This is a genomic window from Sphingomonas echinoides (assembly GCF_029623395.1).
GTDB classification, from domain to species: Bacteria; Pseudomonadota; Alphaproteobacteria; order Sphingomonadales; family Sphingomonadaceae; genus Sphingomonas; species Sphingomonas echinoides_A.
Map to the genome: position 1 here is coordinate 22211 of NZ_JAPYKK010000011.1, position 18580 is coordinate 40790.

Sequence of the window (18580 nt, forward strand, 5' to 3'; positions counted from 1 at the left end):
GACCATGACGACCAAACTGAACCTCGGCGACAAGGCGCGCCACGCCATTACCGGCCTGGAAGGCATCGTGACCGCTCGTGTCGAATACCTCACCGGCTGCGCCCAGGTGTCGTTGCAGCCGCAGGGGCTGACCGAGCAGGGCAAACCCTTCGAGTCCTTCTACTTCGACGAGCCGTACGTCGACCTCGTCGAGCGCCAGACGGTGGCCAATCGGACGCCTGGGCGCACCGACGGCGCGACCGCCGCGCCGGGCCGCAACGGCAACACGCCGGCACCGCGCTGAACCAGTTCACAGGGAGAACGACCATGAGCGAGACCATTGCAGCCGACCAGTTGCGCCTGATCATCGAGAGGGTGGAACGGCTTGAGGAAGAAAAGAAGGGGATCTCTGACGATATCTCCGACGTCTACGGCGAAGCCAAATCCACCGGCTTCGACGTCAAGACGATCAAGGAAATCGTCAAACTGCGGAAGATGGAAAAGCACCACCGCGACGAGGCCGAGATGCTGCTCGAGACCTACAAGCAGGCGCTGGGGCTGGCCTGATGCGCCTGCTGGCCATCCTGTTCCGCAATCGGCGGGACGACCTGGCGGCAATGTCTGACCAGGAACGCGCTCTCGTAGAGCAGCAGATCGCTGCAACTGCCCGGATCGAAAGGATCCGGGCAGACATCGACGCAAATCTGCAGCGTCGGAAGGCTAGCCGCGCTGCCCTCAACGAACGCGCCCGCAAGGGCGTGGAAACCAAGATGCAGGCGCAGGTCGCTCGCGATCCGCTGCTGCGAGAACAGGTGCCTTTCTGATGCTGACGCCTCAATCGCTACCGTCTTGGCGAATGAAGATCGGGAAAATACCATGAAACGATTCAGGAGCCGAGGCGGTGATCTTACTACCTCCCTCATCGAAAGCATTCTTGCGTCCGCAAAACACGAAGCTGCTGAAGCGATCGACTTCCATTATTCTCGCGCCGCTGATGTGTGTGAAAGCCCGATCGAGAAGCTTTTTCTCGCTCAGATGCTGCATCCGGAAACCCTCGCAGAGACAGAGTCTCGCTTGCACATCATGTGCGTGAAAGGTGGTCTGGTCGCTTATGCTGTGCCGCCGCCAATTCCCGGGGTTTACGTCTATCCGCAGATCACCATCGGGCGATACCGCGTCGACTTTCTCTTACAATACGTGGACTTCAATGGTGTGAGCCAGCTGATCGTTGAAGTCGACGGCCACGACTTTCACGAACGGACAAAAGAGCAGGCCCAGCGGGACAAAGCTCGTGACCGAGCCTTGGTGTCGCAAGGATACCGCGTTCTGCGCTTTACCGGTTCAGAGGTATTCGCGGACCCGCTGTCAGTAGCCTTGGAAGCCATAGAGATTCTGGTTGATCGGCCATGAGCGGTATTGCGCCCCTCACCCCAGCGGACGCTGACCTGCAGGACTTCCCGTTCATGCCGCTGCACGTCGCACGCTTGCGCGACAGCGACCTTGCGGCAGAGGCGCATCCGGAAGCCTGCTGGTACGCAGTGCTCCTATGGTCCGCGTCGTGGCATCAGGTGCCCGCCGGTTCGCTGCCGACCGGCGAGGCGGTACTTGCGCGCCTGTGCGGGCTTGGCCGCGATGTGAAGACGTTCCGTCGGCATCGAGACGACGCCATGCGCGGCTGGATCGAATGCGATGACGGTCGGCTTTATCACCCAGTGGTGGCCGAGCAGGTCAATTCCGCGTGGTCAGAGAAGCTCGCGTATCGCGACCGCAAGGCCAAGCGTGTCGCCATTGCTGAGAAGGCCGCCGAAGCACGCTGGAGCAAAGCCCCAAGCAACGGAGATGCAGATGCGTCGGGCATGCATGATGCATCTGCCGGCGATGCTTCAAGCACGTCCGATGCAATGCCGAAAGGGAAAGGGACAGGGAGAGGGACAGGGAGTTATTCCGATGCTGACGCATCGGCGGCGGCGCCCGCCCCTCCCGTCGAACCGGTCGATCCCGAAAAGGTAATGTTCGACCAGGGCCGCCGTCTCCTAGCCGAGGCCGGGATCCTGAACGGCAAAGCCGGCGGCATTCTCGGCAAATGGAAGCGCGACCACGGCGCCGAAGCTGTGATCGTCGCCCTCGGCAAAGCCCAGCGCGAAGGCGCAATCGACCCCGTCAGTTTCATCGAAGGATGCTTCCGCAATGGCAAACGACCTCACCACGACCGACCGAGCGGACCAATCGAGAGCCGTCGGCGCTTTCGCGAACAGCACGATGTGGAACCTGACCTCGGCTATGGCCCGAGCTGACGGCGTAGACGTCGCAGCGTTAATCGCCGGCTATGAGCGCGGGTTGATGCCGCTCGCTGAGGCTGAGCCGAAAGGCAAATCGCGGCGCAATCCGGAAGCCGCCGGCGCACTGACGACGCTGCTCGGCGACGATCTGGCGATGATCGCAACGAAGATTGCACCGACGCTGTCGCCTGAGCAGTCAGATGCGTGGATCAGGGTCATGTGCGTCGCACTGGCCGACCTGCCCGGTCGCGTCGCGCGCGAAGCCGCCACGTCTGCGCTTCATCGGCCGATGAAGTTCCTGAACGAGGTCGAGACGGTCATTCGGGACGAGGCTGCGGCTATCACGATCCGGCATTCGGTAGCGCTCCGTCGCCTCCGCCAGCTGGCAGACGCGATCGCGTGGGCGGCCAAGCCATCCACCATGCTGCCCGAGGACGATGTCAGTACCAGGCCGATACCACCGGAGCGGATCCGCGCGCTGAGCCGCCTCGGTGGTTGGCCTGAATTCAAGCGGATGGGCCTTGCGACCGGTAGTTTCACCCAGGACGAAATCGATGCGGCCCTGTCCGAGCCGATCGAACAGGCGCAAGCCGCATGATGCCGCCGCTCTGCAAAAGCTGCGAACTGTTTCACGGAATGAATGCTCGAAGGCTTTGCCTGCGACACTCGCGTTGGGATCCGGTCCAAGGCGATGTCGCAATGCCAACCTTCGCTGATCGCGAACGGTCACGGTCTTGGTTCGGCGCGGATCGCTGCGGACCAGATGGCCAGTACCACCGAGAACGTGTTCCGATGACGCTCCCAAGCGGAGGTTCAGCGGTGATGCGGTCCGCGCTGCCGCCGCCAATCAAATGACAACACACCGAGTTTTCAATTCAGTATCAAGGTTCAAGGGGTGGGAAATGAGTAGGAAGGCAGCACGGCGCAGGGACGATGCGGATTGGTGCATCTTGCGGACATCGGGCGGTCGGACGCTCAACCTAGCCCGCTCGCTCGCCGAGGCGGGCTTTGACGTTTGGACGCCCACTCGCACGATCAAGCGTCCGCACGGGAAGCCCGACGTGAAGGGCCGACGGAGTACGATCGAGATTGATATGCCGATCCTGCCTACTTTTGGGCCGGAGGTGCCGCGTCATGGCAACCCGCAAATCTACTCATGACTGGGTTCGCATAGAACTCGAATACTTGACCGGCGAAGTTTCTATTCGGGAAATAGCTGATCGTCATGAAATATCGGAAGGCGCTATTCGTAAGCGCGCCAAGGCGGAAAACTGGGTTCGAGCGGTACGCAAGGTGCGCACCGTGCGTACTTCGCGGACTTCCCCCGCAACGCAGCCATCGCCTCCGACTGAGCGGCCTCCGACACCTGAAGCATCAGTCATCGCTGAGCGTGGTCGCGGGCTAGTGGCACGCATGCTCGACGAGCTCGATGCGACAACCGCGCATATTGGCGAGCTAGAAGAAATGATCGAGGACCTCACTGCCGGGGATCGCGATGGCCGCCGGCACGACGGTATGATGAGTGCCATCAGCCTCTCCGGACGTGCGAAGACACTGAAGGAGCTGGCCACAGCCTTTAAGACGATCAACGAAGCGTCCGCACCCCAAGGAAAGAAGGCGGCGGCGCAGGAGCGGGCCCGGGAGGTTGCCGGCGGCAGCAGGTTCCGCCCGGTCGGAACGCCAGCTCTCAAGGTTGTGAAGCCGTGACTTGGTAGAGCTGACCTGGTCGACCGCTTGCCTGGACTGGAAACGGCGTATCCGCGATCGACGATCGCTTATCCCGTTCTCGCCGCTGTTTCCGGTGTCGGCAGAGGCAAAGATGGCAGTCTTCACGTCGTTGAAGATTGTCGACCTGCCGGGGCAGCCGACCTTCGGGGAGGCCAGCGACGAGTGGTTGCTCGACTTCGCAGCGGCGGTGTTCGGGGCGTTCGACCCGGAGACCAACCGGCAGCTGATCACCGAATATTTCCTCCTTATCAGCAAAAAAAATACGAAGTCGACGCTCGCTGCCGGCATCATGTTGACCGAGCTGGCTTGTGGCTTTCGGTCATACGACGAAAACCTGATCCTCGCTCCCACCAAGGAGGTGGCGGCGAACAGCTTCGCTCCCGCGATGGGCATGATCGATGCCGACGAGGAACTTGCCGATCTCTTGAAATATCAGGAGCATCTGAAGCTCATCACGCATCGCGAGATGAAGTCGACCCTGAAGGTGGTTGCTGCTGATAGCGGCACGGTCGCGGGGAAAAAAGCGAGCCGGGTGCTGGTCGACGAGCTCTGGCTGTTTGGCGAAATGTCCAACGCTGATTCGATGCTCAAGGAAGCAACCGGTGGTCAGGTCAGCCGCCCTGAAGGTTACACGATCTACCTAACGACCCAATCCGACAAACCCCCTGCGGGCGTGTTCAAGCAGAAGCTCGGCTATTTCCGTGACGTGCGCGACGGCAAGATCGTCGACCCCCGGAAGCTACCTGTCCTGTACGAATTTCCCGATGAGATGGTCGCTGAAGGCGAGCACTTATCCCCTGCTAACTTCTACCTCACCAATCCCAACATAGGCCGCTCTGTCACCCAAACCTGGCTAGAAGAGAAGGCATCCGAAGCTGACCATGACGCGGACGGTCCTCGCGCCGTTTTTTACGCGAAGCACCTCAATGTCGAGATTGGCATCGGCCTTCGGCATGATGCCTGGGTCGGGGCTCTTTATTGGCAGGCGGCGCAGGCCGCGCCTGAGGTCTGGGACGGATCGCTCGACCAATTCCTTGAGATCGTCGAGGTTGTGGTCGCCGGCGGCGACGGCGGCGGTCTAGACGATCTTTTCGGACTGGCGCTGCTTGGTCGGCACAAGGTTACAAAGCAATGGCTGCTCTGGTGCAAAGCATGGGCGCAGCAGGACGTTTTCGAGAGACGTAAGGACATCGTCTCAAACCTCGATGACTTTGCGACCGAGGGGTCGCTCGTCAAATGCGTTACGCCGACGCAGGATTTAGTCGAGGTCGTCGACCTCCTCGAGCGTATCAAAGATCTCGGGCTGTTCCCCGAACAGGCGGCAATCGGCCTTGATCCGCAGAACATCACTTCGCTTGTCGACGAACTGACCGGGCGGGGGTTCACGGTCGAGCAGCTTCCGGCGATCAGTCAGGGCTATCGCCTCTCAGGCGCGGTCTGGGGCACCGAGCGCAAGCTGAAGGACGGCACGATGATCCACGCCGGTCAGCGCTTGATGGCCTGGTGCGCCGGTAACGCGAAGGCCGAGCAACGCGGCAACGCAGTGCTGATCACGAAACAGGTCGCGGGCAAGGCGAAGATCGATCCGCTCATCGCCGCCTTCAACGCGGTGGTGCTCATGTCGCGCAACCCGGAAGCCGCCGGTGCGGGGCCACAATTCATGTTCATCTGAAAGGCACCCCATGGACAACAGGGCATACAGCGTCCTTGCGATCAAGGCGGTCAACGAAGACGCTCGCACCATCGAAGGCATCGCGACAACGCCGACCGTCGATCGCGTCGGTGACATCATCGAGCCGTTGGGGGTCAAGTTCACCAACCCCATGCCGTTCCTTTGGCAGCACAACCACGATCAGCCAGTCGGCACGTGCGAGTTCGGCCAGCCGACCGCGAACGGGATCCCGTTCAAGGCGAAGGTCGCCAAGACCGACGAGCCCGGTCTCCTCAAGGACCTGCTCGATCTCGCCTGGCAGTCGATCAAGCTGGGCCTCGTCCGCGCGACCAGCATCGGCTTCCGGCCGATCGAATACGCCTACATGGAAGCCGGCGGGATCCGCTTCACCGAAGTGGAAGTGTTCGAGCTTTCCGCGGTGACGATCCCGGCCAACGCCGATGCGATCATCACCGCCATCAAGTCGATTGATACCGGCCTGCGTCATGCGGCCGGCATTCCCGACCCCGAAATCCCCGCAGACCTCGAGCGTGCCGCGTCAGGCAAAAGCGTTCGAGTCGTCAAGCTGGAGAACCCTGCCCGCGATCGGGCTCCCCCTGTTGTGATCCGCGAAATCAAGCGGCTCGCCTGATCAAAGGACGATAGACGATGAACTATGCTGCGCAGATTGGCGCATTCGAGACCAAGCGCGCCGCGCTGGTCGCCGCCAACGACACCATCATGGAAAAGGCCGCTACCGACGGGGCAACCCTCGACGCCGCCCAGACCGAAGAATTCGATGGCAACCAGGCCGACATCGAATCGATCGACAGCCACCTGAAGCGCCTCAAGCAGGCCGAGAAGTCGGCTGGCGAGAAGGCAACCCCGGTCGCGGGCGGTAGCGCTGCGGATGCCGGAACGACCCGCGGCGGTTCGCGGATCGAGATCAAGGGCCACAACCTTCCCAAGGGTACCGCCTTCACGCGCTACGCGATGGCGCTTGCGCGGTCGAAGGGTAACCTGATGCAGGCCGCCGAGATCGCCAAGACCTGGCGGGACACCACGCCGGAAGTCGAGAACGTCCTCAAGGCGGCAGTCTCGGCAGGTACCACTACCGATACGGCATGGGCAAAGCCGCTGGTCGAATACCAGAACATGTCGAGCGAGTTCGCCGAACTGCTTCGTCCGGCGACGATCATCGGCCGCATCCAGGGTCTTCGCCGCGTACCGTTCGAGATCAAGATCCCGCGTCAGACCGGCGGTTCGTCGGTCGGCTGGGTCGGCGAGGGTAAGCCCAAGCCGGTGAGCGCGCTTGCGTTCGACCAGATCCGTCTCGGTCGCGCGAAGACCGCGGGCATCGTCGTGATCACGGACGAGCTTGCACGCGCCTCCTCGCCCTCGGCTGAGCAGGTGGTGAAGGACGATCTGGTCAGCCAGACCGCGCAGTTCCTCGACCAGCAGTTCGTGGATCCGACGAAGGCTGCGGTGCAGGACGTTTCGCCGGCATCTATCACCAATGGGGTGACCCCGATCGTTGCCTCGGGGGTCGACGCAGACGCCGTTCGACACGACGCGAAGTTGCTGATGGGCAAGTTCCTGACGGCCAACCTCTCGCTCGGCGGCGCGGTCTGGATCATGACCGAGATGCAGGCGCTGGGCCTGGCACTGATGGCCAACCCCCTTGGCCAGCCTGAGTTCGCCGGGATGGTCATCAACGGCGCCAGCGGCGGCACCTTCATGGGCTTGCCGGTTGTCCTGTCGGAGAACGTCCCCGTCAACGCCGGCTCGGGCACGCCCGTTACCGGTGCCGGTTCGCGGATCATCCTCGCCAAGGCGAACGAGATCCTGCTGGCCGACGACGGCGAGACGATGCTCGATGTCAGCAGCGAGGCATCGCTGCAGATGGAGAGCGCGCCGGACGCGCCGGCGACTGCCAACACCGTTCTTCTGTCGCTCTGGCAGAACAACATGATCGGCATCCGCGCCGAGCGCTACATCAACTGGGGCAAGCGTCGCCCCGGTGCGGTGCAGTTCATCGACAGCGCCAACTACGGCGGCTGAGGCCACGTAGCCCCCGCCCGGACGCACACCGCGCCCGGGCGGGATACGCCGTTCTCGAAAGGATAGGCGATGAAGCATCAAGCATATTTCACCCGCGCGCTGAAGGCGAACGATCCGCGCTATGCCCGGGTGTTCGGCAAGCTCGGGTACGACCGCGCCGACATCGTGTCGGACGACGCTGCTGCGGTGGATCTTACCGACACTGGTGGCTCTGCTGATGATCTTGAGCAGCTGCGCGCAGAATATCAGGTATCGGTCGGCAAGAAGCCGTATCACGGCTGGGACGCCGCGGCTCTGCGCGAGAAGATCGCGGAAGCCAAAGGCCGGCAGGCCTGATGCGCTTCCTCGGCTTTGACTTCGGACGGACCAAGTCCGTCAGCCCGGTCGACGACCGGCGCGGCTGGTTCGGCATCGTCCGAGAGAGCTTCGCCGGCGCATGGCAGGAGAACGTCGAAGTCAAAGTCGAGAGCGTGCTGGCTTACCACGCCGTGTTCGCGTGCATGACGCTGATCGCGTCCGATATTTCCAAGTTGCGCGTGAAGCTCGTTGCGCAGTCCGCGTCCGGCATCTGGTCGGAGACGACGCGCTCTTCCTACTCGCCGGTCCTGCGTAAGCCGAACCCCTTTCAGACCCGCATCCAGTTCTGGGAAAGCTATTTCCTGTCGAAGCTGGCTCGCGGCAATACGTACGTCCTGAAGCGGCGCGACGGGCGCGGCATCGTAACCGCCCTGTATGTCCTCGACCCGAACCGCGTGAAGGTGCTCGTCAGCGATGAGGGCGAAGTGTTCTACGAACTTCAGGCGGACAATCTCGCCGGGTTCACCGGACAGATAGCCGTCCCCGCACGCGAGATCATCCACGATCGATTCAACTGCCTGTTTCACCCCCTCGTCGGCCTGTCGCCGCTGTTCGCAAACGGCTTGGCTGCAACGCAGGGCCTCAAGATCCAGAACAATTCGGCGAACTTCTTCGGCAACCAGTCCCGCCCCGGCGGCATCCTCGTCGCACCCGGGAACATTGGGAAGGATACCGCCGACGAGCTGAAGGACAACTGGCACGCGAATTACAGCGGCAAGAACGCCGGTAAGGTCGCTGTGCTCGGCAACGGGATGAAATACGAATCGATCGCGGTAACGCCGAGCGACGCCAAACTGATCGAGCAGCTGAAGTGGACGTCCGAGGTTGTCTGTTCGACCTTCCACGTTCCTCCGTACAAGCTCGGGATCGGCAATCTGCCGACGAACAGCAACGTCGAGAGCCTGAACCTCGAATATTACACGCAGGCGCTGCAATCGCTGATCGAAGCTGCGGAGCTTTGTCTCGATGAGGGCCTTGGCATTGGCGAAGGCTTCGGCATCGGAACGGAATTCGATCTCGACGGCCTGTTGCGCATGGATACGGCTGCGCTTGTAGAGGCCGAGTCCAAAGCGGTCGGCGCCGGCATCAAGAAAATCGACGAGGCGCGCCTACGCCTCGACCTCGAACCAACCGAGGGTGGGAACACGCCCTACCTGCAGGAGCAGAATTACAGCCTCGCAGCTTTGGCGAAGCGCGACGCCAACGCCGATCCGTTTGCGAGCAAGGGTACCGCCGTGCCGACCGATCCGGCCAACGACAACGCAGTCGCAGAACAGCAAGCGCGCGCGACGATCGCGCTGTTCGAGAAAGAACTCCGGGAGGCCCTGAATGCTTGACATGAAGGCGCTCGCCCAAGCCACCGCGACGGTTGTCCGCGAGATCCTGCCGACCTTGCTCAAGCTGGAGACGGCGCCACTGCTCGAGCGCATCGCGCAGCTTGAAGCTCGCGAACCGCTGCCGGGCAAAGACGGCAAGGACGTCGACATCGACGAACTGGCTGCCATGATCAATCGGGCGGTGGCCGCGATTGAGATCCCGGTCGCGCAGCCGGGCATCGACGGCAAAGACGTCGATATGGCCGAGGTCCGCTCGATCATCCTGGCCGCAGTGGCAGACCTTCCCCCTGCCCAGCCCGGTAAAGATGCCGACCCTGCCCTCGTTCGGTCAATCGTAGCGGAAGCGGTTGCCGCGGTCGAAGTCCCAGAAGGGAAGCCCGGCAAGAGCGTCAACATGGAGGAGGTCCGCACGCTGGTCCTCGCGTCTGTAGCGGACCTGCCACCTGCACAGCCGGGCAAAGACGCCGATCCGGAACTCGTCCGGTCGATGGTGGCCGAAGCTGTTGCTGCGATCGAGATCCCCGCCGGCAAGGACGGCAAGGACGTTGACATCGATCAGGTCCGTGCGCTCGTACAGTCGGCAGTCGACGCGTTGCCAGCCGCTCAGCCCGGCAAGGATGCAGATCCAGAACTCGTCCGCTCGCTGGTGGCCGATGCCGTTGCGGGGATTGTCCTTCCGCAACCGCAGGACGGCAAGGATGCCGACCCAGCAGCCATCAAGGCCCTGGTCGACGAGGCAGTCGCTGCCTTGCCCCCTGCTGCACCAGGCAGAAGCGTTTCAGCTGATGACGTCGCCCCCCTGATTCGAGACGAGGTTGCGAAGTCGGTCGCGGATGCCGTCGCGGCGCTCCCGCGCGCCAAGGACGGTGTCGGCGCTGCCGGCGCGGTGATTGATCGCAACGGCTCGCTCGTTCTGACGCTTAGTGACGGCAAGATGGTCGACCTCGGCCGTGTGGACGGCAAGGACGGTCTCGACGGTACCGGCCCGGAAGACATGGCGGTCGAACTACTTCCGGACGGTCGCACCGTGCGGTTCGTCTTCGCTAAGGGCGAAAAGGAATATGCCTTCCAAGTACCGTTCCCGGTCGTCCTTGATCGCGGCGTGTTCAAGGAAGGCACCGCTTACGAGCATGGCGATGCGGTGACGTTCGGCGGCTCGCTGTGGATCGCGCAGCGCGCGACCAGCGAGAAGCCAGAAGGCAACAACACCGGCTGGCGCCTCGCGGTCAAGAAGGGTCGCGACGGCCGCGATCTGAACAAGGAATAGTCGGCGATGACCGTCGACCAGATGCGCGTAATCATCGGCGCCGGATCCGATGTCAGCGACGCCGATGTCATTATTCGGTACGGAGCTTTCGATGCCGCGCAGGCCGATCGTGGTCTGGCGATCGAAGAGGTCCGCGCCCAAGTCCGGCTCGAGCGGACCGACGCCTCCGAGGATAGCTACCTCAACCTGTTGATCCTGGCGGCGGCGCGCGCGGTGCGCAACGAGTTGAAGCGCCCCGTCGATCTCACACTGGACGACCCCGACAACGACGTCATCAAGGTCGCAATGCTGCTGCTCATCGGTCACTGGTTCGACAAGCGCGAACCGGTCGCCGTCGGCTCGCAAAGCTCGGAGCTTCCGTTCACCGTCACGTTCCTGCTGGACCCGATCCGAAAGTGGGTGTGCTGATGGCCACGCTCGGGCTGGCCAGCCGCCTCAAGCACAAGGTGACGATCCAGGAACCCAACGTGGTCGACAACGGGAAAGGTGGTCGCAAACCACCGGCAGGTGAGGCCGCCTGGCGCGACGTTGCGGTCAACGTTCCGGCCGAGGTATATCCGCTGCGCGGCGGCGAGGCGCTCAGCCTTGGCGTCGAGCGCGCGACGCAGATCTACCGCGTCACGATCCGCAAGCGGTTGGCACTGACGCCCAAGCATCGGTTAGTGTGGCAGGGCATCGCGCTGAATATCAAGACCGCCCCGCCTTGCACCGACGGTCAGTCGAACGTGATGACCTGCGAGAGCGGAGCGCTCGGCTGATGGCACGCTCGAAGCTCCGCGGGATTGGCCGGTTCAGACGGCTGCTTCGACGCACGCCAGATGCGGTCCGCGGCGAGATCATCGTCGAACTGAACGTGACCGGGCGGCAGATCAAACAGGCAATTCAGGCAAAGGCACCGAGCAAGACCGGCGCGCTGCGCGCGGGGATCGAAAGCAAGGTGCTGCCGAAGTCCTTGCGGCTTCAGGTCGGATTGCTCGGCGGGCGGCGCGGCAAGCAGAACCTGTTCTACGGCCGCATTCAGGATCTCGGGCGGCGCGCGCAAACGGTGCAGGTACAGCGGCGGCGGTCGAACCCTACCGGCAAGGCGGGCAGCAGCCTGACCAAGCGCTACCCGATGAAGGTGAAGTTCATGCGGGGAAAACGCTTCATCACCGGGCGCTTCCCAGAGCTTCGCAACACCCTGAACGCCAATCTGCGCGGCATCCTGACCCGGTCACTAGGTCGTATCGCGGGAGGGTCCGATGAGTAGTGCAAAGGCAATGGTCGAAGCCGCAGCGTTCCTGGCGCTGAGCAACGCGATCACCGACGCCGGGGTCTATCAGGACGCGCCAGAGAACGCGCCGACCCCGCTGGTCATCATCGGTGACATGAAGAGTTCGCGCTTGCCGACCAAGGACGCAGACGCCGATCGCCGGGTGACGATCTCGATCGTGACGATCGTCGAGGCCGAGGAGCGCGCGCCACTGCTTACGCTGCAAGAGCAGATCGAAACCGCACTGGATGGCCAGAACCTCCAACAGGACGGCTGGCTTCTCGCCTTCGAGTTCGAGGACGATGACGCGGTGCTGAGCGAGGACGGCTCGACCTACAGCGGCATCACCAGTTTCACCGTGCTCGCGATCGCGCCGTAGCACTCCCCCACTACCCGTAACCTACCCGCCGCGCCCCGCCCGCGCGCATTCACAGGAGAACCACCATGGCGAAGAAACTCGGCAGTGATTACCGCCTGTTCGTCCAGTCCTCGACGGCTGGCACGTTCAACCAGCCCGCCGGTCAGGGCAATCTCAGCATCGATCGCGGCAAGGCGTTCTCGTCGAACGCGACGAAGGACCAGGAAGGCGTCGACACCCAGTCGCCGGGCCTGCGCACGATCACGATCAAGCAGGACCTGACGCCGGATCTGCCGGACGCCAACGGCTACACCCGGATGGAAACGCTCGACAAATCGAACGCTGCCGAGGTTTACCAGATCCGCAAGAAGCCGTTCGCGACCGGCGACATCGTGTTCGAGTGCTCGATGTACACCTCGATCGACAGCACCGGCCTCGACCAGGGCACGAGCGTCAAGTCGCCGCTGACGCTGCAGCCCGCATCGCAGCCGACCGTCGACGCGCTCTCGTAAGCGCGCGCCTCCCGCCCTCGCATAAGGATCACACCGATGATCAAGATCAACGGCACAGATTATCGAACCAGCAAGCCGACGGATCTAGATGCCCAGCTGATCGCGTCGACCGGGCATGGTCAGCATGAGGTGCAAGCGCTGCTCAGCGCAGGCCCGTCGCTTGCCGCGCGCGCCCTCGCGCCTTTCCTCGGCAAGGATGTGCCTGCAATGAACGAGCTCGCTTGCGACATCGCCGCGGACCCGGACGCCATCGGCGCAATCGCAAAGCTGTATGCGCTGCCGGCGGATACGGTCGAAGAGATCGTCGCGCAGTGAGCGACCTCGTCACCGCAGGCTTCGCCAATGAGGATCGAGGCGAACTGGCCGTGATCCTCGACGGTACGACGATGGTCCTCCGCCCTACTTTCGAGGCCCTGTCCGAGATCGAACAGACGCTCGATCGCGGCTTGGTCGACCTTGCCCGCGATGCACTGGGGGCAAAGCTCAAGCTCGCGGACACCGCGCAGATCGTCACGGTCTGCGTCCGCGCATGGGGCAAGGAAACCGAAAACAAGGGCGCAGCCGGTGCCAACGCTCAGCGGATCGCTCGCCTCATCGTCGACAGCGAGGGCGGCCTCTACACTGTGTTGCAGACCGTCGCGAAGATGCTCTCGATCGCAGTAACCGGCGGATACAACTCCTCGGGGGAACTGAAGCCGTCGACGACGATGACGACGACGGAGAAAGCCCCCGTCGACGGCTGATGGGCACAGCCGACATCCTGTTGGGATGGCGGCCTGCCGTTTTCTGGCGAGCAACGCCGGTCGAGTTCTGGACCGCGATCAAGGCGTTTGAACGCGCCAATCCCCCGAGCCCGTCATAACAGGAGGCGTCCATGGCTGATCAGACCGAACGCCTCCTGTTGCAGGTGGACGCCGCCACGGAATTGCTAAGGCGCTCGCTCGCTGATGGGGAAAAGCCGCTCGACCGGTTCGAAAAGCGTGCCGCCAAGATGGCGGAGAACGTCGAAGGCTCGATCGGCAGTATGGGCAAGCGCTTCGGCGCGTTCGCGGATCTGGCGCAGGATGCCGCTACGAAGGCCGAGCGGTCGTTCGAGGCGAGCTTCAGCAACGTCCAGAAGCTGGCGGCGAAGGCTATCATCGCGCCAACCGTCACCGGCGGCCTCAATATCGGTGCCGCGGACGCGCGCGCGGCGGCTGCCGCTGCTCAGCAGCAGGCAATTGCCACGCGCTTGATCGCCGACGCCTCGGAACGCGCCGCTCAGGGTGAAGGTGTTCTGACCGAGCAGACCCGCCTCTACGTCCAAGCGGCGCGCGCCGCGGCACTCGAGTCAGAACGTCATGCGCAGGAACTGAACCGCGAAGCCGGTGCGCTCGAGCGTGTCGAGATCGAGCTTCAGCAGGCAGGCGCGGCCTCGCGTTTGTTCGGCGAAGGTCAGAAGAAGGTCTCGGCGCAGTCCGGCGCGCAGCGCGCAGCGATGGCGGGGTTGTCCTACCAAATTCAGGACACTTTCACTCAGCTGAGCATGGGCGCAAACGCGTTTCAGGTGATCGCGATCCAGGGCGGTCAGGCGGCGGGTCAGTTCCAGAACGTCGAGGGCAAGGCTGGATCCTTCGCGAAGTTCATGGTCGGACCATATGGGCTTGCCATCACCGGTGCGCTGCTCATCCTTGGGCCGTTGACCAAAGGCATGTTCGAGTTCGGCGACGCGACCGACGACGCGGTCGAAAAGCTGACCAAAGATGCGACGGAGACCGCAAATAGCGCCCGCGCGAAGGAGATCTTCGGCAAGACCCTTGAGGGTGTCACCGCTGCTATCCACGAGCAGGAAGAAGCCCTTAGGAAGTCGGCCGACGCGGAGAAGTCAGCAGCACTCCGGGCATATGACAACGCTACAGCCCAGCGCCAGCACGCGCAGGACATTCGGAAGGCTACGGTCGCACTGCTTGAGCAGGCGATCGCGCAAGAGGGCATTGATCGCCAGCGTTCCGCCGCCCCCGGTCAGCGCGGCGAACTCGGCACGCTTGCGCTCGACCAGTCGAGCAATCGTGTCGCAGGACTCAGCGCGCAGTTGAGCAAGGCGAACGCCGCGTTGGCGGCGTCGAACCGCGACGTTAACGTTGCGAATGTCGACCTTCTGGCCGAACGTGCCGCGACCGCTATCGACCCGATCAAGTCCGTCACGAAACTCTATGATGACCGGATTCGCGCGCTTAAGAATCAGCAGCGGGAAGAGGCAAAGCTCGGGAAGCAGGTTGGCGATGCGGCCTATCAGCGGCTGAAACAGCTCGAGACGGAAAAGAAGGCGGCCATCGACGTTGCGCAGGCGCGTCAGCGAGCCAGCACCGTCAAGCCGAACAACAACCAGATCGGCCGCGAGGTCAGCGTTGCCGAAGCGACCAGCATCGTTGCCGGGATCGGTGGGCGCGTCACCAGCGGGCTGCGCTCGACCGAGCGGCAAGCCCGGCTGTATGCGGACAAGCTCGCCGGGCGGCACGCGGGACCGGTCGCGAAGCCCGGCACCAGCGACCACGAGCGCGGCCAGGCGGTCGACGTCGCCTATGGCCCAGGGATTAGCGTCTCATCCATCCGGCAGGCGTTCGCGAAGGAAGGCGTCGCAATCCGCCAGCTGATCGACGAGCGCGACCAGAAGGTGTTCCACGTTGCCTTCGGCAAGAAGGGCACGAGCCAGCAAACGGTCGACGATCGCGCCGAGCGCGCGCGGCAGAAGGTGCTCAGCGACGACATCTCCTATGGCCAGGAAGAGCAGGCTGCGCGGCAGCGGCTCACCGCGGCGACCCGCAAATCCGCGCAGACGGAGGAGCAGCGCGACGCCGAACTGGTCGCGAGCATCAATGCCGACGCCGACAGCCGCAAGCAGAAGATCGACCTCCAGCAGGAGAAGGGTCTGTCGAAGGCTCGCGCCGACAATCTGCGCTCGCTGAGCGAACAGACCAGGGTGCAGGATCTGCAGAACGCCGCGGCCGACCGCGCCATGCGCGTGATCGAGCGGCGGTACGACGTCGACCGGCAAAGCCTCGAATCGCGGGTCGCGCTGCTCCGCATCAGCGAGGACATGGCACCGACCGAGCGCGAGCGCGCGCGGATTGCCGAGCAGATCCTTGAGGCCGAGCAGACGCTGCGCCGCCAGGCGCTCGAGCGCGTCCGCGACACGTCCAAGGATCCGGAAGCGGTCATGTCGGCGCAGCGATCGCTCGGCGCGTTGCCGGCGTTGGAAGGCGCGGAGCGCGGGCAGCTCGCTCGGCAGAATGCCTCGCCGCTTGATGCGTACCGTGAGCGGCTCAAGTCCGCGACGAACGACACGAAACAGGCGCTGCAGGGCGTAACCGTCGACGCTTTGGGATCGCTGGAGAACAGCCTGGCTCAGTCGATCGGCAAGGTGATCAAACTCAAGGGCGCATTCGGCGAGATGGCGTCGAGCATCGTTGCCGATCTCGCTCGCATTGCAATCCAGAAGGTCATTCTCGGGGCGCTTCCCGGCGTCGGCAAGTTCCTCGGTTTCTCCAACGGCGGGTCGCTGAACAGCATTCCCGGTCGCGCTGACGGCGGATCGCTCGGCGGACTGATCAGCGGGCCCGGCAACGGCCGCTCCGACAGCATCCTCGCGTTGCTGTCGGGACCGGGCGGCGGCGCGGTGCGCCTCTCGAACCGTGAGTTCATCATGAACGAGGGCGCGGTGAACCATTACGGCGCGAACGCGATGGCAGCGATCAACGCGCGCCGCCTACCCCGCTTCGCTAACGGCGGATCGCTTGGCGGCTCGCCGTCCCTGCCCAGCCTTCGCGCGCCTCGCTTGCCAGCGGCAGCATACGGCGCCGGCGCAAACCGGCGAATGCAGCTCGATGGCAACATCACCGTCAGTCCAAGCCCAGAGTTCGACGCCAAGATCGAAGGCGTCACGCTGCGCACCATCGGCGCAACCGCGGAGCCGATCATGGCCGGCGCGACCGCGCGCACGATGCGCAAACTGAACCGCGGCGATCTTCCGGGAGGGTTCGACTGATGATGATCAATATCCCGGCAGAACCCGTCGCCTCCGACATCGAGTGGACCATTGACCAACCCGGCCAGGTCAACCGAGGCGAGTTCACCGGCAGACGGCGCGTCACGCTGTTGGCGGCGGCGCCGAGGTGGTTCGCGAAGGTCACCCTGCCCCCGATCTCCGGTGAGAACCGGGTGCTCGACTGGCGCGCGTTCGTTGTCGACTGCGATGGCGTCGCGAACAGCTTCCGCGTCGTTGCCTGCGAGCGGGATCAGATCAGTGGAACGCTCGACGTCCGAGTGAAGGGCGCGAACCAAGGGGGGCACGCCCTCATCACCTCCGGATGGGGCGCCGCAGGGGAGAAGCTCAAGCGCGGCCAGTTCATCACCCTAGGCGACCAGCTGCTGATGCTGAACGCCGCGGTCGTGGCTGACGCCAACGGCAACGCCACGCTCTCGATCAAGCCGTACATCCGCGTCGTGCCAGCGGATCAGGCGTCGATCGAGGTCAAGCGCCCCTACGCCGTGATGGCGATGACCGATCCGAAGAACGGCTGGAAAGTCGGCATCGGCCAGAAATACGCCGTCTCGTTCGACTGCGAAGAGGCGTTCTGATGGACAGCCGCCCCGATGCCGCAGCGAACGCCGCGCTTTCCGCCAACGTCCGGAAGCCGGTGACGTTCTGCCTCCTCGACCTCGCTGACGGCCCGATCCGCGTCACCAACGCGCCATACAGCTATTCCTTCACCGGCACCGGCGACGAGGACCTCGACGGTTTCACCTTCACCGCGGTTGATCCGCGTATGGTGTCGGTCGGCGCGGTCAAGGCGCGCGAAGGCGGCACCGACACCCTGTCGCTGCAGCTGTCCGGCCTCGCCGGCGTCGACGACGAGCTGATGACCCAAATCGGCAACCGTGCGAACTACGTCGGCCGCGACTGTCGCCTGTGGCGCGCGATGCTGGATCCGCAGCAGCTGACCCGCATCGGCGCGATCTGGTCGTTCTACACCGGCTATATGTCCGTGCCGAAGATCGTCGGCGACCGCACCAGCCAGACGATCAACCTCGACGTCGAATCCTACCTCGCCTTTTTCGGCCAGGCCTCGAACCGAACCTATCTCGATCAGCAGAGCTACGACCCGGACGACCGGTCGGCCGAGCTTGCGATCGCGATCGCCAACGGCGCCAGCCGCAGAACCTGACGGGAGTCGCTCATGTACCGTCTACCCGATTGGGAGACGCGGCTCGCCGCGTATCTCGAACCCCTTCGCACGCTCCCATTTTCGTGGGGCGCGCACGATTGCTGCCTGTTCTGCGCGGGAGCCGTCATTGCGATGACCGGCGTTGATCCAATGCCGGAATTTCGCGGTCGCTACACCACCTCGCGCGGCTCGGTTCGCGCCCTGCGCAGGATCGGTGCGGGCACGCTGGCGGCCACGCTGAACAGCAAGTTCGAAACCGTCGATCCGTCGCTCGCGCACCGCGGCGACATCATCATGTCCGGCGGCCTCCTCGGGATCTGCCTGGGCCAGTTTATGGTGGCTGTCGGCGCCGAGGGTGACCGCGAAGGGTTGGTCCGGATTGATCGTGCGCAGTGGAGCACGCCGCGCGCCTGGCACGTTCGGTTCGGGCTGTAACGGATGGCCAAAGCCCTCAAATTCGCGGCGATCGCGGTCGGCGCCGTTGCGCTGGCCTTTACCGGCGTCGGCCTTGCTGCTGGGCTTGGTGCAGCGGCGACCAGCTTCGGCGTTGGTGTGTCCGCGAGCACGCTCTTCCTCGTCTCGGGCGGGCTGAGCA

General features: G+C 63.8%; 26 protein-coding genes. All 26 read left to right on the plus strand.

The features are described from left to right. The first annotated feature begins 4 nt into the window (after window positions 1-4). The 26 genes from QBJ92_RS08685 (at window position 5) to QBJ92_RS08810 (ending at window position 18420) form a co-directional block, all read left to right on the plus strand. Window positions 5-283 (plus strand): hypothetical protein, encoded by a 279-nt coding sequence (locus QBJ92_RS08685; protein WP_277969288.1) that lies wholly within the window; start codon window positions 5-7, stop codon window positions 281-283. Window positions 284-306: 23 nt separating this feature from the next. Continuing rightward, window positions 307-546: a DUF2312 domain-containing protein gene (locus QBJ92_RS08690; protein ID WP_277969289.1), complete on the plus strand. Its 240-nt coding sequence runs from the start codon at window positions 307-309 to the stop codon at window positions 544-546. Next, window positions 546-803, plus strand: coding sequence for a hypothetical protein (locus tag QBJ92_RS08695; RefSeq protein WP_277969290.1), 258 nt, complete (start codon window positions 546-548; stop codon window positions 801-803). The genes QBJ92_RS08690 and QBJ92_RS08695 overlap by 1 nt, the downstream gene beginning before the upstream one ends. Before the next feature lie 52 nt (window positions 804-855). Next, complete coding sequence (locus QBJ92_RS08700) at window positions 856-1389, plus strand: endonuclease domain-containing protein (RefSeq protein WP_277969291.1); 534 nt, start codon at window positions 856-858, stop codon at window positions 1387-1389. Then, complete coding sequence (locus tag QBJ92_RS08705) at window positions 1386-2273, plus strand: DUF1376 domain-containing protein (protein WP_277969292.1); 888 nt, start codon at window positions 1386-1388, stop codon at window positions 2271-2273. Before QBJ92_RS08700 ends, QBJ92_RS08705 begins: the two co-directional genes overlap by 4 nt. A gap of 46 nt (window positions 2274-2319) precedes the next feature. Further along, window positions 2320-2856, plus strand: coding sequence for a hypothetical protein (locus QBJ92_RS08710; protein WP_277969293.1), 537 nt, complete (start codon window positions 2320-2322; stop codon window positions 2854-2856). Between the two features lie 304 nt (window positions 2857-3160). Beyond that, a complete protein-coding gene (locus QBJ92_RS08715) occupies window positions 3161-3418 on the plus strand; it encodes a hypothetical protein (RefSeq protein ID WP_277969294.1) in 258 nt (85 codons plus the stop codon). A 253-nt stretch (window positions 3419-3671) separates the two neighbouring features. Further along, entirely contained in the window at window positions 3672-3965 is a 294-nt protein-coding gene (locus tag QBJ92_RS08720; RefSeq protein ID WP_277969295.1) for a hypothetical protein, read from the plus strand. Window position 3966: 1 nt separating this feature from the next. Next, on the plus strand, window positions 3967-5658 hold the full coding sequence (locus QBJ92_RS08725; protein WP_277969296.1) for a terminase large subunit: 1692 nt from the start codon (window positions 3967-3969) through the stop codon (window positions 5656-5658). Between the two features lie 10 nt (window positions 5659-5668). Beyond that, the gene (locus QBJ92_RS08730) at window positions 5669-6289 is read left to right on the plus strand and encodes an HK97 family phage prohead protease (protein WP_277969297.1); all 621 of its coding nucleotides are present in this window, start codon (window positions 5669-5671) and stop codon (window positions 6287-6289) included. A 17-nt stretch (window positions 6290-6306) separates the two neighbouring features. Then, window positions 6307-7698 carry a phage major capsid protein gene (locus QBJ92_RS08735; protein WP_277969298.1) on the plus strand — a complete coding sequence of 464 codons (1392 nt, stop codon included), beginning with the start codon at window positions 6307-6309 and terminating at the stop codon, window positions 7696-7698. Between the two features lie 69 nt (window positions 7699-7767). Continuing rightward, entirely contained in the window at window positions 7768-8034 is a 267-nt protein-coding gene (locus QBJ92_RS08740; RefSeq protein ID WP_277969299.1) for a hypothetical protein, read from the plus strand. Then, the gene (locus QBJ92_RS08745) at window positions 8034-9392 is read left to right on the plus strand and encodes a phage portal protein (RefSeq protein ID WP_277969300.1); all 1359 of its coding nucleotides are present in this window, start codon (window positions 8034-8036) and stop codon (window positions 9390-9392) included. The genes QBJ92_RS08740 and QBJ92_RS08745 overlap by 1 nt, the downstream gene beginning before the upstream one ends. 1 nt (window position 9393) lies before the next feature. Further along, window positions 9394-10659 carry a hypothetical protein gene (locus QBJ92_RS08750; RefSeq protein WP_277969301.1) on the plus strand — a complete coding sequence of 422 codons (1266 nt, stop codon included), beginning with the start codon at window positions 9394-9396 and terminating at the stop codon, window positions 10657-10659. Between the two features lie 6 nt (window positions 10660-10665). Further along, window positions 10666-11067 carry a head-tail connector protein gene (locus QBJ92_RS08755; protein WP_277969302.1) on the plus strand — a complete coding sequence of 134 codons (402 nt, stop codon included), beginning with the start codon at window positions 10666-10668 and terminating at the stop codon, window positions 11065-11067. Beyond that, window positions 11067-11417 (plus strand): head-tail adaptor protein, encoded by a 351-nt coding sequence (locus QBJ92_RS08760; RefSeq protein ID WP_277969303.1) that lies wholly within the window; start codon window positions 11067-11069, stop codon window positions 11415-11417. The genes QBJ92_RS08755 and QBJ92_RS08760 overlap by 1 nt, the downstream gene beginning before the upstream one ends. Continuing rightward, window positions 11417-11908: a hypothetical protein gene (locus QBJ92_RS08765; protein ID WP_277969304.1), complete on the plus strand. Its 492-nt coding sequence runs from the start codon at window positions 11417-11419 to the stop codon at window positions 11906-11908. Before QBJ92_RS08760 ends, QBJ92_RS08765 begins: the two co-directional genes overlap by 1 nt. Continuing rightward, window positions 11901-12290, plus strand: coding sequence for a tail completion protein gp17 (gp17, locus tag QBJ92_RS08770; protein ID WP_277969305.1), 390 nt, complete (start codon window positions 11901-11903; stop codon window positions 12288-12290). Before QBJ92_RS08765 ends, gp17 begins: the two co-directional genes overlap by 8 nt. A 65-nt stretch (window positions 12291-12355) precedes the next feature. Further along, window positions 12356-12781: a hypothetical protein gene (locus QBJ92_RS08775; protein ID WP_277969306.1), complete on the plus strand. Its 426-nt coding sequence runs from the start codon at window positions 12356-12358 to the stop codon at window positions 12779-12781. A 36-nt stretch (window positions 12782-12817) separates the two neighbouring features. Further along, entirely contained in the window at window positions 12818-13096 is a 279-nt protein-coding gene (locus QBJ92_RS08780) for a hypothetical protein (RefSeq protein WP_277969307.1), read from the plus strand. Next, window positions 13093-13524 (plus strand): gene transfer agent family protein, encoded by a 432-nt coding sequence (locus QBJ92_RS08785; protein ID WP_277969308.1) that lies wholly within the window; start codon window positions 13093-13095, stop codon window positions 13522-13524. Before QBJ92_RS08780 ends, QBJ92_RS08785 begins: the two co-directional genes overlap by 4 nt. Beyond that, window positions 13524-13643, plus strand: a complete 120-nt coding sequence (locus QBJ92_RS08790; RefSeq protein ID WP_277969309.1) for a phage tail assembly chaperone — start codon at window positions 13524-13526, stop codon at window positions 13641-13643. Before QBJ92_RS08785 ends, QBJ92_RS08790 begins: the two co-directional genes overlap by 1 nt. Before the next feature lie 12 nt (window positions 13644-13655). After that, entirely contained in the window at window positions 13656-16805 is a 3150-nt protein-coding gene (locus QBJ92_RS08795; protein WP_277969310.1) for a D-alanyl-D-alanine carboxypeptidase family protein, read from the plus strand. After that, window positions 16805-17398, plus strand: a complete 594-nt coding sequence (locus QBJ92_RS08800; RefSeq protein WP_277969311.1) for a hypothetical protein — start codon at window positions 16805-16807, stop codon at window positions 17396-17398. Before QBJ92_RS08795 ends, QBJ92_RS08800 begins: the two co-directional genes overlap by 1 nt. Beyond that, complete coding sequence (locus QBJ92_RS08805) at window positions 17398-17985, plus strand: hypothetical protein (protein WP_277969312.1); 588 nt, start codon at window positions 17398-17400, stop codon at window positions 17983-17985. Before QBJ92_RS08800 ends, QBJ92_RS08805 begins: the two co-directional genes overlap by 1 nt. Before the next feature lie 12 nt (window positions 17986-17997). Next, a complete protein-coding gene (locus QBJ92_RS08810; RefSeq protein ID WP_277969313.1) occupies window positions 17998-18420 on the plus strand; it encodes a DUF6950 family protein in 423 nt (140 codons plus the stop codon). Window positions 18421-18580 lie beyond the last annotated feature (160 nt).

What these genes read in the sequence shown, in the direction of transcription:
- QBJ92_RS08685 (WP_277969288.1), top strand. Translation starts at nt 5, where the DNA reads ATGACGACCAAACTGAACCTCGGCGACAAGGCGCGCCACGCCATTACC.
- QBJ92_RS08690 (WP_277969289.1), top strand. Translation starts at nt 307, where the DNA reads ATGAGCGAGACCATTGCAGCCGACCAGTTGCGCCTGATCATCGAGAGG.
- QBJ92_RS08695 (WP_277969290.1), top strand. Translation starts at nt 546, where the DNA reads ATGCGCCTGCTGGCCATCCTGTTCCGCAATCGGCGGGACGACCTGGCG.
- QBJ92_RS08700 (WP_277969291.1), top strand. Translation starts at nt 856, where the DNA reads ATGAAACGATTCAGGAGCCGAGGCGGTGATCTTACTACCTCCCTCATC.
- QBJ92_RS08705 (WP_277969292.1), top strand. Translation starts at nt 1,386, where the DNA reads ATGAGCGGTATTGCGCCCCTCACCCCAGCGGACGCTGACCTGCAGGAC.
- QBJ92_RS08710 (WP_277969293.1), top strand. Translation starts at nt 2,320, where the DNA reads ATGCCGCTCGCTGAGGCTGAGCCGAAAGGCAAATCGCGGCGCAATCCG.
- QBJ92_RS08715 (WP_277969294.1), top strand. Translation starts at nt 3,161, where the DNA reads ATGAGTAGGAAGGCAGCACGGCGCAGGGACGATGCGGATTGGTGCATC.
- QBJ92_RS08720 (WP_277969295.1), top strand. Translation starts at nt 3,672, where the DNA reads ATGCTCGACGAGCTCGATGCGACAACCGCGCATATTGGCGAGCTAGAA.
- QBJ92_RS08730 (WP_277969297.1), top strand. Translation starts at nt 5,669, where the DNA reads ATGGACAACAGGGCATACAGCGTCCTTGCGATCAAGGCGGTCAACGAA.
- QBJ92_RS08735 (WP_277969298.1), top strand. Translation starts at nt 6,307, where the DNA reads ATGAACTATGCTGCGCAGATTGGCGCATTCGAGACCAAGCGCGCCGCG.
- QBJ92_RS08740 (WP_277969299.1), top strand. Translation starts at nt 7,768, where the DNA reads ATGAAGCATCAAGCATATTTCACCCGCGCGCTGAAGGCGAACGATCCG.
- QBJ92_RS08745 (WP_277969300.1), top strand. Translation starts at nt 8,034, where the DNA reads ATGCGCTTCCTCGGCTTTGACTTCGGACGGACCAAGTCCGTCAGCCCG.
- QBJ92_RS08750 (WP_277969301.1), top strand. Translation starts at nt 9,394, where the DNA reads ATGAAGGCGCTCGCCCAAGCCACCGCGACGGTTGTCCGCGAGATCCTG.
- QBJ92_RS08755 (WP_277969302.1), top strand. Translation starts at nt 10,666, where the DNA reads ATGACCGTCGACCAGATGCGCGTAATCATCGGCGCCGGATCCGATGTC.
- QBJ92_RS08760 (WP_277969303.1), top strand. Translation starts at nt 11,067, where the DNA reads ATGGCCACGCTCGGGCTGGCCAGCCGCCTCAAGCACAAGGTGACGATC.
- QBJ92_RS08765 (WP_277969304.1), top strand. Translation starts at nt 11,417, where the DNA reads ATGGCACGCTCGAAGCTCCGCGGGATTGGCCGGTTCAGACGGCTGCTT.
- gp17 (WP_277969305.1), top strand. Translation starts at nt 11,901, where the DNA reads ATGAGTAGTGCAAAGGCAATGGTCGAAGCCGCAGCGTTCCTGGCGCTG.
- QBJ92_RS08775 (WP_277969306.1), top strand. Translation starts at nt 12,356, where the DNA reads ATGGCGAAGAAACTCGGCAGTGATTACCGCCTGTTCGTCCAGTCCTCG.
- QBJ92_RS08780 (WP_277969307.1), top strand. Translation starts at nt 12,818, where the DNA reads ATGATCAAGATCAACGGCACAGATTATCGAACCAGCAAGCCGACGGAT.
- QBJ92_RS08790 (WP_277969309.1), top strand. Translation starts at nt 13,524, where the DNA reads ATGGGCACAGCCGACATCCTGTTGGGATGGCGGCCTGCCGTTTTCTGG.
- QBJ92_RS08795 (WP_277969310.1), top strand. Translation starts at nt 13,656, where the DNA reads ATGGCTGATCAGACCGAACGCCTCCTGTTGCAGGTGGACGCCGCCACG.
- QBJ92_RS08800 (WP_277969311.1), top strand. Translation starts at nt 16,805, where the DNA reads ATGATGATCAATATCCCGGCAGAACCCGTCGCCTCCGACATCGAGTGG.
- QBJ92_RS08805 (WP_277969312.1), top strand. Translation starts at nt 17,398, where the DNA reads ATGGACAGCCGCCCCGATGCCGCAGCGAACGCCGCGCTTTCCGCCAAC.
- QBJ92_RS08810 (WP_277969313.1), top strand. Translation starts at nt 17,998, where the DNA reads ATGTACCGTCTACCCGATTGGGAGACGCGGCTCGCCGCGTATCTCGAA.